General features: G+C 69.3%; 13 protein-coding genes and 2 pseudogenes. 11 read left to right on the top strand and 4 right to left on the bottom strand.

From position 1 onward, the window contains the following. Window positions 1–12: 12 nt before the first annotated feature. Window positions 13–1,878, bottom strand: coding sequence for a siderophore-interacting protein (locus AB0C27_RS28405; protein WP_357849443.1), 1,866 nt, complete (start codon window positions 1,876–1,878; stop codon window positions 13–15). A gap of 128 nt (window positions 1,879–2,006) precedes the next feature. On the opposite strand from AB0C27_RS28405, the gene AB0C27_RS28400 reads away from it, so the two are divergent. After that, complete coding sequence (locus AB0C27_RS28400; protein WP_357849440.1) at window positions 2,007–3,614, top strand: AraC family transcriptional regulator; 1,608 nt, start codon at window positions 2,007–2,009, stop codon at window positions 3,612–3,614. 26 nt (window positions 3,615–3,640) lie between these two features. Here the strand turns inward: AB0C27_RS28400 and AB0C27_RS28395 are convergent, their stop codons facing one another. After that, window positions 3,641–3,994 carry a VOC family protein gene (locus AB0C27_RS28395; protein WP_357849437.1) on the bottom strand — a complete coding sequence of 118 codons (354 nt, stop codon included), beginning with the start codon at window positions 3,992–3,994 and terminating at the stop codon, window positions 3,641–3,643. A gap of 179 nt (window positions 3,995–4,173) precedes the next feature. Between AB0C27_RS28395 and AB0C27_RS28390 the strand changes: the two genes are divergently transcribed. Next, window positions 4,174–4,494: a hypothetical protein gene (locus AB0C27_RS28390; RefSeq protein ID WP_357849434.1), complete on the top strand. Its 321-nt coding sequence runs from the start codon at window positions 4,174–4,176 to the stop codon at window positions 4,492–4,494. Window positions 4,495–4,650: 156 nt separating this feature from the next. Here AB0C27_RS28390 and AB0C27_RS28385 read toward each other — a convergent pair whose 3' ends face one another. Further along, window positions 4,651–4,848: a hypothetical protein gene (locus AB0C27_RS28385; RefSeq protein ID WP_357849431.1), complete on the bottom strand. Its 198-nt coding sequence runs from the start codon at window positions 4,846–4,848 to the stop codon at window positions 4,651–4,653. Window positions 4,849–5,219: 371 nt separating this feature from the next. On the opposite strand from AB0C27_RS28385, the gene AB0C27_RS28380 reads away from it, so the two are divergent. From AB0C27_RS28380 to AB0C27_RS28360, 5 genes are all read left to right on the top strand, one after another. Beyond that, window positions 5,220–5,891 (top strand): TetR/AcrR family transcriptional regulator, encoded by a 672-nt coding sequence (locus tag AB0C27_RS28380; protein WP_357849428.1) that lies wholly within the window; start codon window positions 5,220–5,222, stop codon window positions 5,889–5,891. Window positions 5,892–5,938: 47 nt separating this feature from the next. Beyond that, window positions 5,939–6,172 (top strand): alpha/beta hydrolase, encoded by a 234-nt coding sequence (locus AB0C27_RS28375; RefSeq protein ID WP_357849425.1) that lies wholly within the window; start codon window positions 5,939–5,941, stop codon window positions 6,170–6,172. 336 nt (window positions 6,173–6,508) lie between these two features. Continuing rightward, complete coding sequence (locus AB0C27_RS28370; protein WP_357849422.1) at window positions 6,509–7,408, top strand: AraC family transcriptional regulator; 900 nt, start codon at window positions 6,509–6,511, stop codon at window positions 7,406–7,408. Between the two features lie 212 nt (window positions 7,409–7,620). After that, window positions 7,621–8,649, top strand: coding sequence for an aldo/keto reductase (locus tag AB0C27_RS28365; protein ID WP_357849419.1), 1,029 nt, complete (start codon window positions 7,621–7,623; stop codon window positions 8,647–8,649). Between the two features lie 295 nt (window positions 8,650–8,944). Next, a complete protein-coding gene (locus AB0C27_RS28360) occupies window positions 8,945–9,247 on the top strand; it encodes a hypothetical protein (protein ID WP_357849416.1) in 303 nt (100 codons plus the stop codon). 33 nt (window positions 9,248–9,280) lie between these two features. On the opposite strand, the pseudogene AB0C27_RS28355 reads toward AB0C27_RS28360, so the two are convergent. Then, window positions 9,281–9,616, bottom strand: a pseudogene (locus AB0C27_RS28355) (family 20 glycosylhydrolase); the annotation flags it as partial. 208 nt (window positions 9,617–9,824) lie between these two features. On the opposite strand from AB0C27_RS28355, the gene AB0C27_RS28350 reads away from it, so the two are divergent. The 4 genes and pseudogenes from AB0C27_RS28350 to AB0C27_RS28335 form a co-directional block, all read left to right on the top strand. Next, window positions 9,825–12,665 carry a BTAD domain-containing putative transcriptional regulator gene (locus tag AB0C27_RS28350; RefSeq protein WP_357849413.1) on the top strand — a complete coding sequence of 947 codons (2,841 nt, stop codon included), beginning with the start codon at window positions 9,825–9,827 and terminating at the stop codon, window positions 12,663–12,665. A gap of 194 nt (window positions 12,666–12,859) precedes the next feature. Next, window positions 12,860–13,672 carry a DUF2306 domain-containing protein gene (locus tag AB0C27_RS28345; protein ID WP_357849410.1) on the top strand — a complete coding sequence of 271 codons (813 nt, stop codon included), beginning with the start codon at window positions 12,860–12,862 and terminating at the stop codon, window positions 13,670–13,672. A 234-nt stretch (window positions 13,673–13,906) separates the two neighbouring features. Continuing rightward, window positions 13,907–14,464 (top strand): DUF1707 domain-containing protein, encoded by a 558-nt coding sequence (locus AB0C27_RS28340; protein ID WP_357849408.1) that lies wholly within the window; start codon window positions 13,907–13,909, stop codon window positions 14,462–14,464. 43 nt (window positions 14,465–14,507) lie between these two features. Further along, window positions 14,508–14,651, top strand: a pseudogene (locus tag AB0C27_RS28335) (transposase); the annotation flags it as partial. Window positions 14,652–14,872: the final 221 nt, after the last annotated feature.

Below are 14,872 nucleotides of genomic sequence, written 5' to 3'. Positions count from 1 at the left end.
GGAGGGAGGGGTTCAGCCGGCGCTGGAGCGGAGGAGTTCGTGGACGGTGATGCCCCGGCCGACGGTGTGCGCCGACCTGTGTGTGAGGCCGGCCCGGGCGATGACAGCGTCCAGCTCCGCTGCGGTGCGAAGGCCGGAGCCGTGGCAGACCAGGCCGATCAGGTCTTCCTCGCCGTCGTGCTCGTCGAGGTCGCCGGTGTCGAAGACCTCCTCGATCAGCAGCACACGCCCCCCGGGGGCGAGGTTCTCGGCTGCCCGGCGTAGTGCGTGAGCGGCGTCGGCATCGGGCAGGTTCTTGAAGGCGCGGCTGACGAGCACGGCGTCGGCTGCCGGGCTGGGCTCGAAGACGGACTGCTCCAGCACGCTGACCCGCGCGCGTTGCCGTTCGTCGGGAATCGTGGCGGGCAGGTCACGGCGCAGCCAGTCGGCCTGGGCGGGCAGGGCGCAGATCGTCACGCGCAGGCTCTCGTGGGCTGCGACGTACTCACGGGCGTGAGCGCCGGCACCACCGGAGTGGATCACCAGGTGCTGGACCCCGGCGAGCAGGCCGGACGTGGCGATCGGTTCGGCCAGTGCGGGCTGGAACTTCGCCAGGCGCTCCAGGTGACGGTCCTCGTAGTCCTGCTCGGCTCGCACGTCGGCGAAAGTCTGGCCGGTGATCGAGGCGTAGGCGGGCCGGCCGGTGCGGACCGACTCCGTGAGGCCGTGAATCCCGAGCATCTCGCGGCCGACCACGCCGGCGGAGTGGAGCCGGTCCGCGATGAACTCGAGAGTGAGGACATCGCCGACAGGCGTCAGAGCGTAGTGACCCGGTTCTGTCTCGGTCACCACGTCCAGGGTGTGCAGGTAACGCAGCAGCTTGCCCAGAGCACGCTCGTCGGCGCCGGCCTTGGAGGCCAGTTCGGTCACACTGGTCACGCCGCGGGAGACAAGATCGGGGACGCCCAGCTCAACGGCGGTGCGGATCGCGATCGGCGCGACCAGTTCGGTCAGATCGTGGAGCTTCTGGAACGGGGCGACCGTCTTTTCCGGGTCGGGTAGCGCTCCATCGCTCGCCAGGGCGACGACCTGGGAGCGACGCCAGTAGCCGGCGAAGTCGATGTCCTCCTTGGGCACGCCACGGTCCTCGACCAGGTGCCGGCGGATGTCCCGGACGGCCGTGTGCTCGCCGGCCAGCCACGCGAACGCCTGGCCCGACCACCACTCCGCACCGCGGACGGCCTCGGTCAGCAGCGACACGGTCCCGGCCGTCACGCCGGGGCGGACCAGCCACGTCACGTCCACCCCGGGCAGCTCGCGCAGCTTCTGGCGGTGGGCGTCCTCGGCGATCTCGATGAACACCTGCGCCCGGGCGTCGGGCGGGAGCTCGTCGAGCAGGCGGCCGATCGCGGGGAGTGCGGTGTCGTCGCCTGCCACGAGCAACCAGTCGACGCCGACCGGGAACGCCTTGGACGTGCTCGGGCCGCTGAGGTGGATGCGGTCACCCGGCTGGGTGCGATAGGCCCACGTCGTTCCGGCGCCCACCCCGTGCTTGACGAAGTCCACGTCCAGCTCGCCGGCCTCGGGGTCCCACCGGCGAACCGTGTAGGCCCTCGACAGCGGTCGAGGATTCTTGGGCACGATCAACTTGGCCTCGCCCTGGACCGGGAGCGCCGGATCTCGCTGACCTGGGTACGGGAAGTAGAACGCGAGGTCGTCGTCGAAGCCCGAGGACTCGAAGGCCGGCCGCACGAAGCCGTCCGCGGTGGTGAACGCACGCAGCTGTTCGCCGCCCAGCGTGACCCGCCGCATCCCCGGGGTGATGTCGACGGTCCGGACCACCTCGACCTCACGCAGGGTCGGCGGGTGCACGGTAAGCCGGCGCGAGGTCTTGGGCATGTGGGGAACCGAACTTTTCGATCGTTTCGAGGGCAGAAGCCGCGCGTCGGCATCGGGACGGCACGCACTGGTAAGGTTAGGCAAACCTCACTAACAATAGTGTGCGCAGACTGCCGAACAGTTAGGACGTGGTGGTGCCCTCGTCGTTCGCCGCAGGCGCCGGCGACCCGCCGCCGATTCCGAGCGCGCGGTTGGGTACGGCAGATGCGCCCGTTCGGCCACTGCTGGTCTGGGTTCGCACCGGCGCGGCACACGTGCGTCTCGACGGCGGGCCGGCGCTCCACCTCAAGACCGGCGAGGGCGTCTGGATTCCCGCAGATGGCTGGGCAGAGCGGGCGATCACCACTGCGCCAGGCACTGTCGCCTTCCCGCTGTGGCCCCACGTCGGCGTCGGCGCCTGGGGGGCGTCGGAACCGACGCGGTTCGACGTTCCCAGTGGCTGGCAGGACTGGTTGATCCAGCTCTTCAACCTGCAGGTCACTCCATTCAGCGGCCACGGGTACTCACCCGAGGCGATCGAGGAGCTCCTGCGGCGTCCTGGCTCGCGCTCGTCGGCGCCCGTCGAGGGCGGGCGACATCCGAGCTCGGAGGGATCCGCATCGCCGGCGATGCCGCGAGCCCGCGGCGCCAGAGCAGTCGCCGAGGAACTGATTCGCGACCCCGCGCTTGACCTCACGGTCGAGCAATGGGCGTCGCGGGTGCTCTCCAGCGCGCGCACCCTTCGCCGCGACTTTCTCGCCGACACCGGGCTCACGTTCGAGCGGTGGCGGCTGCTCTGCCGGCTCGGCGCTGCCGTGGAGTTCCTCGCCGCCGGTTACGACGTGGACCAGGTGGCCGCTCGAGTGGGTTTCGCCAGCCGCAACGGCCTCACCCGAGCCTTCAAGGGGCGGTTCGGACTGACCCCTCACGAGTTCGGACGGGAGCTTTCCGCCCGACCTGGCGCCGGTGGGCTTACGCAACGGGCAGCGGCGGCACGGCAGACCGACGACCTGATCCGGATGATGCGCAAGACGGACACTCCCGCCGCGCCCGAGATGCTGCCCGCGGCCAGCACGCCGTCGCACACCAACGACGTCCACGTCCTCAGCTGGATGTATCGGGGCAGCGGGTACCTGGACATCGGCGACCGACGCTACGAGCGGGAGCGAGGGGTGGCGACCTGGATCCCCGCAGAACTGGACCATGTCACCGGCCTCCGTGAGAACTCCGTCTCCCTGCCGCTGGGCAACGCGAGCACCGGCGACCTCCAGCTGACAGCGCCGCTGCAGGTGCGGTTCTCGCCCGCGTGGGACGACTACTTGATGTTCTGCTCGATCAGCGCCCGGTCCGTACTGCGTCCCGACGACCACAACCCCCGCCACATCCTCGACCTGTTCGCGGAACAGGTCGCCGCGCAGCGAGCGCTGTCGGTGCCGATGCCCAGCGATCCGCGCGCGCGTGCTGTCGCGATGGAGTGCTTGCGTCGTATCGGCGAGCCTGGCGGGACGCAGGATGTCGATGTCCGCGCTGAGATCCACCGTGCCTTCCGCGACGAGACGGGTATGACACTGGGTCGCTGGCGCTATGCCGCCCGCATGCGCATCGCTCGCGACCTGCTCGCCGGGGGCGCCCCGCCCAGCGCCGTCGCGCGCCGGATCGGGTACGCCCACCTATCCACGTTCAGCGCCGCCTTCTCTCGCTTCCACGGACTGTCTCCGCGCGACTACCAGCAGCGCGAGTCTGAGCGGAACCAGTAGCGCCGTTGCTCCGCCAGTACTTCCGCTCAGCTCTTCCGCTCACCCAGGACGCAGAACTCGTTGCCCTCCGGGTCGAGGAGGGTCACCCAGTGCTGCTCGTCCTGCACGGTGTCGACGCGCCGGGCACCGAGGGAGAGCAGCCGGGTGACCTCGGCCTCCTGGTCGTCGGGGCGGAAGTCGGGGTGGAGCCGGTTCTTGGACGTCTTGCCCTCGGCGACAGGCACGAAGAGCAACCCCGGCATCCGGTCCGGCTCAGGCCGGATCTCGATGATCTCCTCAGATTCGTCGACCACAACCCAGCCGAGAGCCTCGGCCCACCAGCGCCCGAGAGCGACAGGGTCGGCGGAGTCGACGATGATCTGTTCCCATTCCAGTGTCATGGGCTTGAGCTTAGACAGGGACCCTCGGCCCGGCCCTGGAGGCCCGGAACTCCTACAGCTCCGGCGAGCCGCCACTCTGTTGATCAGTGGGTACGGCGGCGTGGCGCGAGGATCTCGGTGACCTTGGCGATGGCTTCGGCGCCGGGTTTGACGTAGCGCATGGCGGTGCGGGGGTTCTTGTGCCGGGTGTCGCGGCCCCGGGCCCGTCGTGGGCGGGCGCCCTGAGCGCCTCAGGCGACGGACAGGTCGCCGCCCTGTGGAACGACGACAACGACCCGGCCCTGCTCTTGCTGTCCCCCAAGGACCCGGCCAAGGACCGTCGTATCTCCGGCGACCACCTCAGGTATGCGATCGAAGGGGGGATGACGTTCAGCGGAACCCGGCTCGTGGTCGGCCTCGACTGGACCGCGGACCTGGCCATCATCGACCTCGCCACCGAAAGAGCCGAACTCGTCAAGGCCGCCACCGGCCAGCTCTCGGTCGGGTCCATCGCAGGCTGAGATGACTCATCGCAGTGTCGAATAACGGGGCCACCGGCATACACCAGAAACAGGCCGCGACCTCCGCACAGGACGACAGATTCGGCTCGAACACAGCGGGCGGGCCCGCGCTCGCCGACGCCGGGTGTGATCAGGACCGGTTGCTCGAGGGGCAGGTCACCAGGTGGCGTGCAGCACGCGCAGCCAGTTCGCATGCGCGATGCCGGTCATCACGTCGGCGACGATCCCGGCCGGTGAGGGGGAGACGCCTTCGAGGCTGACGCCGATCACGTCGCTGGCCGCGATCGCGGTGATCTGGTCGTCGGTGAGTGCCCGGCTGGTAGGTGACAGGGCGTGGGCGGCGTGGGTGACCACGAGCGGTGCCTGGGAGCACCGTGCGAGCCAGCCGTACCCGGCCCTTTGACTCTCGGACGAGCCGGAGCAGGGCGCCGATGCCGGCGATGTTCTGGTCCAGGGCGTAGTGGCGGTCGAGTTGCGGCGGGTACTCGATCTGGAGGCCGGTGTCGGTCTTGGTCATCTGGAGGCGGTCGATGGGCGGCACCATCACCTCGAACAGGCCTCCACCCAGGCCGTGGGTGGAGCCCAGGTCCGATGGCGGGACCTGGGCGGGGGGCGCGCCGGTGAGCGGCGCCTTCATGTCGTAGTTGGCCAGGCCCGCGATGAAGTCGCTGTGTCCGGCGAAGATCCATGGCTGATCGGTCATCTGCATCCCCAGTCAAATCCGATTGGAACTGTTTCTTGCCGAGGGATACGCCAGGGTCAGCATGGATGCGATCGCCGCCCGCGCAAGGGTGGGCAAGCAGACCGTCTACAGCCACTTCGGCAACAAGGAACGGCTCTTCCTCGCGGTCGTCGGCGAGGCCCGGACCGCGGCGAGCGCCACGCCGGGCGGATCAGCGGCGACCGGCCATACAGGTGACCCGCGAACCGACCTCCAAGCCGTGGGCGAGCGCCTCCTGCGCGTTGTCCTCTCACCCGCCGTCGCCGCGCTGTACCGGCTCACGATCGCCGAGCTCACCCACCAGCCCGAACTCCAGCAGCCCTGGCGAGAGAGAATTGATCATCCGGGCTCACCGTCCAAGCGGTGCCGAACCAGACCATTGACCCATGATCAAGTACCCAGATCGAGCGACAAGGCGAACGCAGCGCATACGTCCGAGAACAACGCCTTCTCAGAAGGAGAATCCCGATGTGACTTCCGAGAATCCGGTCCCAGTCAGGTCACAACCCCCGCCAGCAGCCTGCGAGCACACGGACGCCGTCGAGCTCGGGGGGACTGTACGCCGAAAACCTGGACACACCCCCGGTGCGCGAATCTGCTGGCTGTTGAGCCGACATCATCCCTTGGCCAGGGGATATCACTCCACTCCAGGTGTGGAAATGATCACCAAACGTAGATGGAAGTCTGTAACGATCATTCACCATCTCGGGGGAAAGCACGATCATGTCCACGACACGGGGAAGAACCGCGCTGGCCGTGGTCTCGGTCACCGGCGACGGGCTCACGCCGCACGAAGGCGGCATCAACCTCGCAGAAACGCTCGGGGCGCGGCTGCTCACGGTCAAGCGCGAACAGCACGGCGCGACGGTCGTCCGCAATCCGTGCGTCGACAAAGTCGTGGCCAACTACCTCATCGACCTCAAACTGCCGGATGGGAACGCAAGTTGCTTCCTCTAGGTGTTGCGGGACAGGACGTTGATGACAGACCGGGAAGGCTGAGGTAGCAGATGGGCAGGCCCTTCGCGGCGAGGATGAGACGCGACCAAGCACCTCATCCGTGTCGAGCCGGCAGAGGACCTGCCGTGTGTCTCACCGTGATGCCCCGCTCTCGTTGGAAGGTCGGCGCCGACCGCTTCCGGCAGTGGAGGGACGGCGGTGTCTTCGAAGCCCTGCCGCAGGGCTTGATCGCGGAAGCCGCGAAGCGAGGTGCGGTGAACTTGTCCCTGGTCAGGGTGGACTCGTGTTCGTGCACCTACCGATGGCCGTCGACGGCTTGCGTGCTGCAATGGTGACATGTCTTTGGACGAGTTTCGTGACCTGCTGGAACGGCATGCGCGGCCCGGGTTGACCACCGCCATCGACGGCGTCCGGGTCTGCAAGGTCGACCACGCCGTTTCGCCGGAGTCCTCGATGTCCGGCACGGTGCTGGCGGTCATCGCTCAGGGTAGCAAGCGTCTGGCGCTGGGAGACCGCGTCTACGAGTACGGTGCCGGCCAGTACCTCGTCGCTTCGGTCGACCTCCCGGTGACGGGGCATTTCGTCGACACCGCCCGCCCTTCACTCGGATTCGGGATGACCCTGGAACCTGCCGTCATCGCGGAGCTGCTGCTGCAGACCGGACCGGGGGAGCTGCCGCGGTCCACCCGCACCGCACCGCCGGGCATCGCGGTCAGTGACGCCCCGGAGGAGTTGCTCGACGCTGTCGTACGGCTGCTGCGCCTGCTCAACAGGCCAGGGGACCGGAAGGCGCTCGTCCCGCTGCTCAAGCGGGAGATCCTCTGGCGGTTGATGACCGGCGAACAGGGTGACGCCGTCCGTCAGCTCGGCCTCGCGGACAGCAGCCTGAGCCACATTGAACGTGCTGTGCGGTGGATCCGGGAGAACTACACCCAGCCGTTCCGGGTCGAGGAGCTGGCACAGCTTTCGGGGATGAGTGTCTCCGCTTTCCACCGGAACTTCCAGGTGGTGACGGCGATGAGCCCGATCCAGTTCCAGAAGCAGATCCGGCTGCAGGCGGCGAGGCTGCTGCTGGCGAACCGTCCGAACGACGTCACCGGTGTCGGCCAGCGCGTCGGGTACGACAACCCGTCCCAGTTCAGCCGGGAGTACCGGCGCCAGTTCGGTGCTCCGCCCAGCGTCGACGCGGTGCGCCTGCGGGGTGGAGCCGGTCCCGCTGCGGCGGCGCCGCTGTGACTGCCACCTGAACGAAGAGGATTGTGCAACCACGCGAAAGGATCGTGAAGGCCCGGCGCTCGCCGCGTTGCTTGCATGGATGTACCGGGACGAGCCGCAGCCGGCGCCCGGATAGTTCTCAGTGATCGGCGACGCCGCACCTCGACACAGGGCTCGGCGTCACCATGCCGACCACCCACCGAACGCTCCACGAACGATTCCAAGGGGGAATAATGAAGTACCGTACGCTGGGCCGGACCGGAATCGAGGTCAGCCCGTACTGCCTGGGCACCATGATGTTCGGGGCCATGGGCAACCCCGACCACGACGACTCGATTCGGATCATCCACAGGGCCCTGGACGCGGGGATCAACTTCGTCGACACCGCCGACGTGTACTCCGCCGGCGAATCCGAAGTGATCGTCGGCAAGGCACTCAAGGGCCGCCGCGACGATGTCGTGCTGGCCAGCAAGGTGCACTATCCGATGGGCGGCGATCCGAACCACCGGGGTAACTCACGGCGCTGGATCATGACCGCCGTCGAGAACTCTCTGCGCCGCCTGCAGACCGATCACCTCGACCTCTACCAGATCCACCGCCCCGACCCGGCGGTCGACGTGGAGGAGACTCTGTCAGCCCTGTCTGACCTGGTCCGCAGCGGCAAGGTGCGGGCGATCGGCGCGTCGACCTTCCCCGCCTCGGAGATCGTCGAGGCGCAGTGGGTCGCCGAGCGGCGCGGTCTGGAGCGTTTCCGGACCGAGCAGCCGCCGTACTCGATCGTCAACCGGAGCATCGAACGCGAGGTGCTGCCGGTCTGTCAGCGCTACGGGATGGGCACCCTGGTCTGGAGCCCGCTGGGCCAGGGCCTGCTCACCGGCCGCTACCGCAAGGGGCAGCAGACGGACACCCACCGGTCCGGCGGCATGCCGCAGCACTTCAGCGACGAGCGCAAACTCGACGTCGTCGAACAGCTCATCCCGCTCGCCGAGAAGGCCGGCCTGCCGATGACTCACCTCGCGATGGCGTTCGCGATCGCCCACCCGGGCGTCTCCTCGGCGATCATTGGGCCACGCACCATGCAACATCTCGACGACCTGCTGGCCGGCGCCGACGTCACCCTGGATGACGAGATTCTCAACCGGATCGACGAGATCGCTCCGCCCGGTACCGACGCCGGCCCCAACGACGTGTCCTACACCCCACCGGCCATCTCGTACGTGAACCGGCGCCGCCGCCCGGTCGCCGAGCGCTCCGCGGTCTGACGGGCGGCGCGTATCGCGCCAACCATAAAGGCTTGCGTGACCGATACCGGCGGTAAACGATTTGAGGCTGCGCCCCGACATCACCCTCGAAGACCTCGCGGACGCGGCGAATCATCCTCGTCCCCCGGAACATCTGATTTGCGCCGGGTCGGCGTCCAACATGGCCTGGCTCTTGTGCCGGCTGTTGACGTAGGACGTGTTGCGGCGCCGAAAAGCTGGCCGCCAAGTCCTCGGCGACCTGACGAACCGTTCCGCGGTCCGCTCGGCCTGGGCGGCTTGCGAGACTCTCCAGCGCGTGGCAGACCGAGCCCGGACGGATCGTCGTCGGTGGCAGCGCGGATGGCTGCGGCTCTGGACGCCGGACGAGCACGGCGGCTGGGAGAACCAGAGCGAGATCGTGCTCACCGCGAAGTCGCTTGAGCCGTACGCCCCGCACTGGACAGCCACGTTTCCCAGCACACCGAGCGTCGTCACCCGCCGGCCGGGACGCAGGTCATCCCGTCCGTCCCCGGCGCCTGACCCGGACAAGCGCATCGCGCCGGTGGCCGGGGCGGCCGGCGACGACCGGCTGAAGACCCTGATCGCGTCAGCGCGCTGATCCTCGCCCGATCCGCGCCATGCGCGGCGATCATCACCGGGAGTGACGCAAGTTACCGGTCCAGGCGTCGATCTTGCGCTGCCAGGTGTCGGCGCTCTCGGGCCGGCCGGGGACACCCGGGCGGGTCTGCCAGGGCAGAGGCCCGCTCTCGCGCCGATACTCGACGCCGATCGCGTCCAGCCGATCGAGGTGGACCTCCAGCCGGCGGAGGAAGTCGGCCGTGTCGCGGTCGGCGGAGCTCCACACGGTCTCGGCGAAAGCGGTCAGGCGGGGGAAGGCCATGTAGTCGACCTGCCGGGGAGAATCGATCAGCTCGGTCCACACGGCGCACTGTGAGCCGAGCACCCGCTCCGCCCGCTCATCGGATATGTCCGTCGTGTACGGCTTGCGTTCACTCACCCGGCCATCTCAACACGTCCACGCCCACCAGCTAGGCATAACGCTGCAGATTCACTCGATCACCCTATGACATCAGTGGCGTCGGCCCACAGACCGCCCTCTCAGGCGGGCCAGGGTCGCAGATCCCGACATTTGCGGAGACGGGCCGCGCTGCTGCCGCGTCCGCGATAATCGACGCATGCGTTTCCAGATCCTCGGACCCACGATCGCGCTGGGCGAGGACGGTGAGCCCGTTGTGCTCGGCGGCCCTCGGGGGCGGGCTCTGCTCACGCTGCTCGCCCTGCATGCCGGGCGCATCGTAAGCGGGGAGCAGCTGGTGGCGGGCATGTACGGCGCCCGTCCCCCGGAGGGCGTGTCCAACGCGCTGCAGTCGCAGGTGTCCAGGCTGCGACGATCGCTGGGCAGGGACCTGGTGGAGTTCCATCCGGCCGGGTACCGGTTGATCGTTGACCCGCAGGACGTGGACGCGGGGCGATTCGAGCAGCTCGCGCGTGCGGGTGGACAGGCGCTGGCCGGCGGCGACCCGGATCGGGCGGCCACACTGCTGCGGGAGGCGCTGGAGTTGTGGCGCGGCGCTCCGCTGGCCGATGCCCCGCACGCTGAGGCCGCCGCGACGGAGCTGGAGGAGCTGCGGCTGACCGCAGTCGAGGACCGTGTGCAGGCCGATCTGGACCTGGGCCGGCACCGGGAGCTGGTCGCCGAGCTGAGCCGGCTCATCGCCGCCCATCCGCTGCAGGAGCGGCTGCGAGCCCAGCTCATGCGCGCTCTCTACGGCAGCGGCCGCCAAGCCGAGGCGCTGACCGTCTACAACGAGGCCAGGAAGATCCTGGACGAGGAGCTCGGCGTCGAGCCGGGTCACGAGCTGGCCGCCGCGCACCTGGCCGTGCTGCGGGCCGACCCGGCGCTGGGCAGTTCCGCCCCGGTATTGGGCGCGGCCGTGCCACGCCCGGCCGTTCAACGGCACGGGCTGCGGGCGCAGCTCACCAGCTTCGTCGGCCGCGCCGAGGAGCTCGCCCAGGTCGGCGCGAGCCTGCGGGCCGGCAGACTGGTCACGTTGATCGGCCCGGGCGGCGTGGGCAAGACACGGCTCGCGATCGAGGCGGTCGGGCAGGAGCCGGGGGACGTCTGCTTCGTGCCGCTCGCGCCCGTCTCCGACCTCGCGGACGTGCCCAGGGCCGTGCTGGCCGCACTCGGCATCCGCGACGCCCTGCGCACCCCGCCGACGGGTTCGCTGGTGGAGCCGGTCGCGCGGCTGGTCACCGCGCTCGCCGCCCGCGAGCTGCTGCTGGTGCTGGACAACTGCGAACACCTCATCGCGGCCACCGCTGAGCTGGCCGATGTGCTGCTGGCCTCCTGCCAGGGGTTGCGGGTGCTGGCGACCGGCCGGGAAGCGCTGGGCATCACCGGTGAGTCGATCCTGCCCGTGGCGCCGCTGCGGCTGCCGCCGCCGGAGGTGGACGACCCGTTGAACTACCCGGCCGTCCGGCTGTTCGCCGACCGGGCCGCGGCCGTTCAGCCGGGCTTTGCCGTGGATGCGGGCAACGCGACCGAGGTGGTGCGGATCTGCCGGGCGCTGGACGGGCTGCCGCTGGCCATCGAGCTGGCGGTGGCGCGGCTGCGTACGCTGTCATTGCCGGATGTGTCGGCGCGGCTGGACGACCGGTTCCGGTTGCTGACCCGGGGCAGCCGTACGGCGCTGCCCCGGCACCAGACCCTGCGCGCGGTCGTCGCGTGGAGCTGGGACCTGCTGGACGAGGACGAGCAGCGGATGGCCAGGCGGCTGAGCGTGTTCGTGGGCGGCGCGCGGCCGGAGGCGGCGGAGCGGGTGTGCGGGCTGCCGGAGGAGCTGCTGTTCTCGCTGGCGGAGAAATCGCTGGTGGAGTTCGTGGGCGGGCGCTATCAGATGCTGGAGACGATCCAGGCGTTCTGCGCGGAGCGGCTGGCCGAGTCCGGCGAGGTGGAGGCGATACGTGACGCGCATGCCGCGTACTACCTGGACCTGCTCGTCGCGGCCGACGCGCGGCTGCGCACCCGCGAGCAACTGGAGTGGCTGGCCAGGCTGGATGAGGAGAGCGACGACCTCAGCGCGGCCGTGCGCTGGGCGACCGAGTCGGGGCAGATGGAGACGGCCCTGCGGCTGCTGGCGCACAGCGCCTGCTACTGGTGGATGCGCGGCAATCGCACCGCCACCGCCGCTCTGGCCGACGCGTTGCTGAGCAGACTGGGCTCTCACCGGTTCGACGGCATGGTGGAGGAGCACGTGATGTGCGTGCTCGTCACCGCCTGGGCTGGCGAGATCGACGACGAGTTGCGCTCCCACCTGCAGGAGGTCTGCGAGCTGCTTCCGCTGACCTACGTGCCGCAGCGCGTGGAGTTCCTGATGATGCTGTTGTCGATGTTCACGGGACCGCCCGGCGACTTCATGGAGGCCTACGGAGAAGTCACACGGAAGTCCGCCAGCCTTTCCCCGTGGCAGGCAGCGCTGGCCATGGTCGGCTCGGCGTTCGTGCTCGACGTGCTCGGCGAGGTGGAGCAGGCCCTGGCCCATTTCGAGCGCAGCCTGGCCGCGTTCAAGGCCATCGGCGAGCGCTGGGGCACCGTGCTGGTGCTGTCCGGGCTCGGCTCCCTGCACCAGAACCAGGGCGACCACCGCAAGGCCCACGCCCTGGCCGATGAAGCGCTGGCGACGGCACGCGAGCTGGGCGCCGGGACGGAGATCGCCGAGGCGCTGTGCCGGCGGGGCGACGCCCTGCTGAGCCTGGGCGATCCGGCGGGCGCGGCGGCCGACTACGAGCTGGCCGCCGAGCTGTCGCGCAGATACGGCTCCATGGAGACGGTGGCCTGGGCGTATCTCGGCATGGGAGAAGTGGAGCTGTCCCGCGGTGACGTGGCGGGGGCGCACGTCCTCCTCACCCGGGCCCGTGAGGAGTGCCCCGCGCAGTGGTACAGCACCGAGACCACCCGCACGCGCATTGACGCCGCACTGACCGAGGTCAGCCGGATGGCCGGCGAACGGTAGGCGCCTCCTCCGGAAGGTGGGCGCCATGGCGTACAAGTCGAAGTGCGCCCTCCGGTCTGCGGTGGTGACCGTCCTGTAGGGGCGGCACCGTCGGTCGGCGGCTCGTGCGCGGCGTCCGGCCACAGGCCGGCACCGTATGCCGCCGGTATGTGCGCGGTAGGTGAGTGGTCAGCGCCTCACCCCAAACTCCGGGCATGACTGATCTCGCGCGACCGGCAAATCACGCCACGCCGCCGCCTGCCGTACAGAAACCACCACTGTGGAAGCGCCCCTGGGTCGTGCCGCTGATGCTGGTGGTGCTCGGCTTCGTCGCGTTCTCCGTTCCGCCTTACACCACTCTCGATCCCGCCCTGTCTCGCGTGCCGCCGCCGGAAGGCTTTCCGCTGTATTACCCCTTCCTGGCCACGCACGTGCTGTGCTCCTCGGTGGCGTTACTGACCTGCGGCTTGCAGGTCTGGCCGTGGTTTCGGGAGCGCCACCCGGTCGCACACCGCAGGATCGGACGCGTGTACATCTTCGCCGGCGTGATACCGGGCGGCCTGGCCGGCTTCGTCGTGGGCGCGGCCACCCCGTACGGCGACGGCGCGCGAGTCAGCAACATGCTGCTCGCGACGCTGTGGACCCTGTTCACCGTCACCGGATTTCGCATGGCACGCCGGCACAGGTACGCCGATCACCGCCGGTGGATGCTGCGCAGCTTCGCGCTGACCGCCTCGATCATCACCAACCGCATCTGGGGCATGGTGATATTCCTCATCGTCCTGCCCGAGTTCGAGACGACCTACGGCGGGGACATGCAGGAGGTGATCAAGGCCTCCGCCGGCGTGACGACCTGGCTCGGCTGGACCCTCCCCTTGCTGATCGTCGAATGGTGGCTGGTGGAGCGCGGCCGTGCCCGGCGCCGGGCCGACACCGCGCGGCGCTCTGGGCCGGCGGATCCCCCGATGGACCCCGCCGCGGCAACGACCTCGGCCAAGGTCTCGACCGGGGACACTCAGGCACCGTAGGAGACGAACCGGCGCACGGGCTGCCCAATTTCCAGCGCCATCGACTGGTTCTTTGGTACGACAAGCGTGTCGGCCGCGAAGATCGTCTTGCAGAGCCCTCAGGTGCCGCGAAGGACGGCGGCTCCTCGCGCCCTTCGCGGCGACCTGCGTTGCAACGCCTGCCCGCCCGACCTTGAAGAGCTTCAGCCCAAGCCCCGCGCGCCTATCGGCGCATACCGGAGGTCGAAACCTATCGTGACCGACGATCCCCATCTGCGTGCCTCAGATTCCGACCGCGACCGCGTGGCCGCGGTGCTGAGCGAGGCCCTCGCCACCGGGAGACTCACCAGCGTCGAGCACGCCGACCGTCTCGACGTCGCCTACACGGCCCAGACGGTCGGTGAGCTCGTCCCCATCATCCGGGACCTGCCCGACGTGGCCGCATCCGGCGTGCCCGCCGCCATCGAAAAGCAGGTCATCACCTCCCAGTTCAGCAAGGTCGTCCGCAAGGGCCGCTGGGTGGCCTCCCGCCACACCCGGCTGACCGCCAGGTTCGGGGCGCTCATCATCGACCTGTCCGACGCCGTGCTGCCGGGACGCGAGATCACCATCGAGACGAACGCCCGCTTCAGCAAACTCATCGTCCGCGTCCCCGGCAACGCCAACGTGATCGACGAGGGCAGCTCGATCTTCGGCAAGCGCAACGTCACGGGAGGTTCCCAGGATGACGGTCCCCTGATCAGGGTCACCGGGTCGTCGGCCTTCTCCAAGGTCATCGTCACCCGCGGAAAGGACGACTGGAACCTGCGCTAGCGAGGTGAGTCGGCGGCGGAATCTTCCGGGCCACCCCGCGGCCATCAACGGCATCCTGCATCGGCTGTGCACTGGGGTACCACGGCGGGATCCGCCGGCGCGTTTCGGTCTGTGGAAGACCGTGTACGAGCGACACCATAGGTGGGACCGGATCTTCGCGGCCGTTCTGACCGGCGCCGACGCGGAAGGCCGGATCGACTGGTCGATGGTCAGTGTCGATTCGGCCTCCTGTGGGCCCACCCGCACGCCGCCGGGCCCACAGGCGGCGCCGTGGACGTGCTCGGCCTGGTCATCGCCGTGGTCATGCTTGCCGCCTGCGCCCATGAGAACACCGTCGGGATCGCCCTGCTGGACCGAGCCGCCGCGCACGAAACGCTGGGTCGTCGAACAGACCTACGGCACCTTGAT

The sequence above is a fragment of the Nonomuraea sp. NPDC048882 genome, assembly GCF_040649755.1.
GTDB lineage: Bacteria > Actinomycetota > Actinomycetes > Streptosporangiales > Streptosporangiaceae > Nonomuraea > Nonomuraea maheshkhaliensis.
This window is presented reverse-complemented; position numbering and strand designations above follow the sequence as displayed.

Coding starts and splice junctions, on each gene's coding strand:
- AB0C27_RS28395 (WP_357849437.1), bottom strand. CDS start 3,994: ATGACACTGGAATGGGAACAGATCATCGTCGACTCCGCCGACCCTGTC.
- AB0C27_RS28365 (WP_357849419.1), top strand. CDS start 7,621: ATGAAGTACCGTACGCTGGGCCGGACCGGAATCGAGGTCAGCCCGTAC.
- AB0C27_RS28375 (WP_357849425.1), top strand. CDS start 5,939: ATGTCCACGACACGGGGAAGAACCGCGCTGGCCGTGGTCTCGGTCACC.
- AB0C27_RS28370 (WP_357849422.1), top strand. CDS start 6,509: ATGTCTTTGGACGAGTTTCGTGACCTGCTGGAACGGCATGCGCGGCCC.
- AB0C27_RS28350 (WP_357849413.1), top strand. CDS start 9,825: ATGCGTTTCCAGATCCTCGGACCCACGATCGCGCTGGGCGAGGACGGT.
- AB0C27_RS28345 (WP_357849410.1), top strand. CDS start 12,860: ATGACTGATCTCGCGCGACCGGCAAATCACGCCACGCCGCCGCCTGCC.
- AB0C27_RS28405 (WP_357849443.1), bottom strand. CDS start 1,878: ATGCCCAAGACCTCGCGCCGGCTTACCGTGCACCCGCCGACCCTGCGT.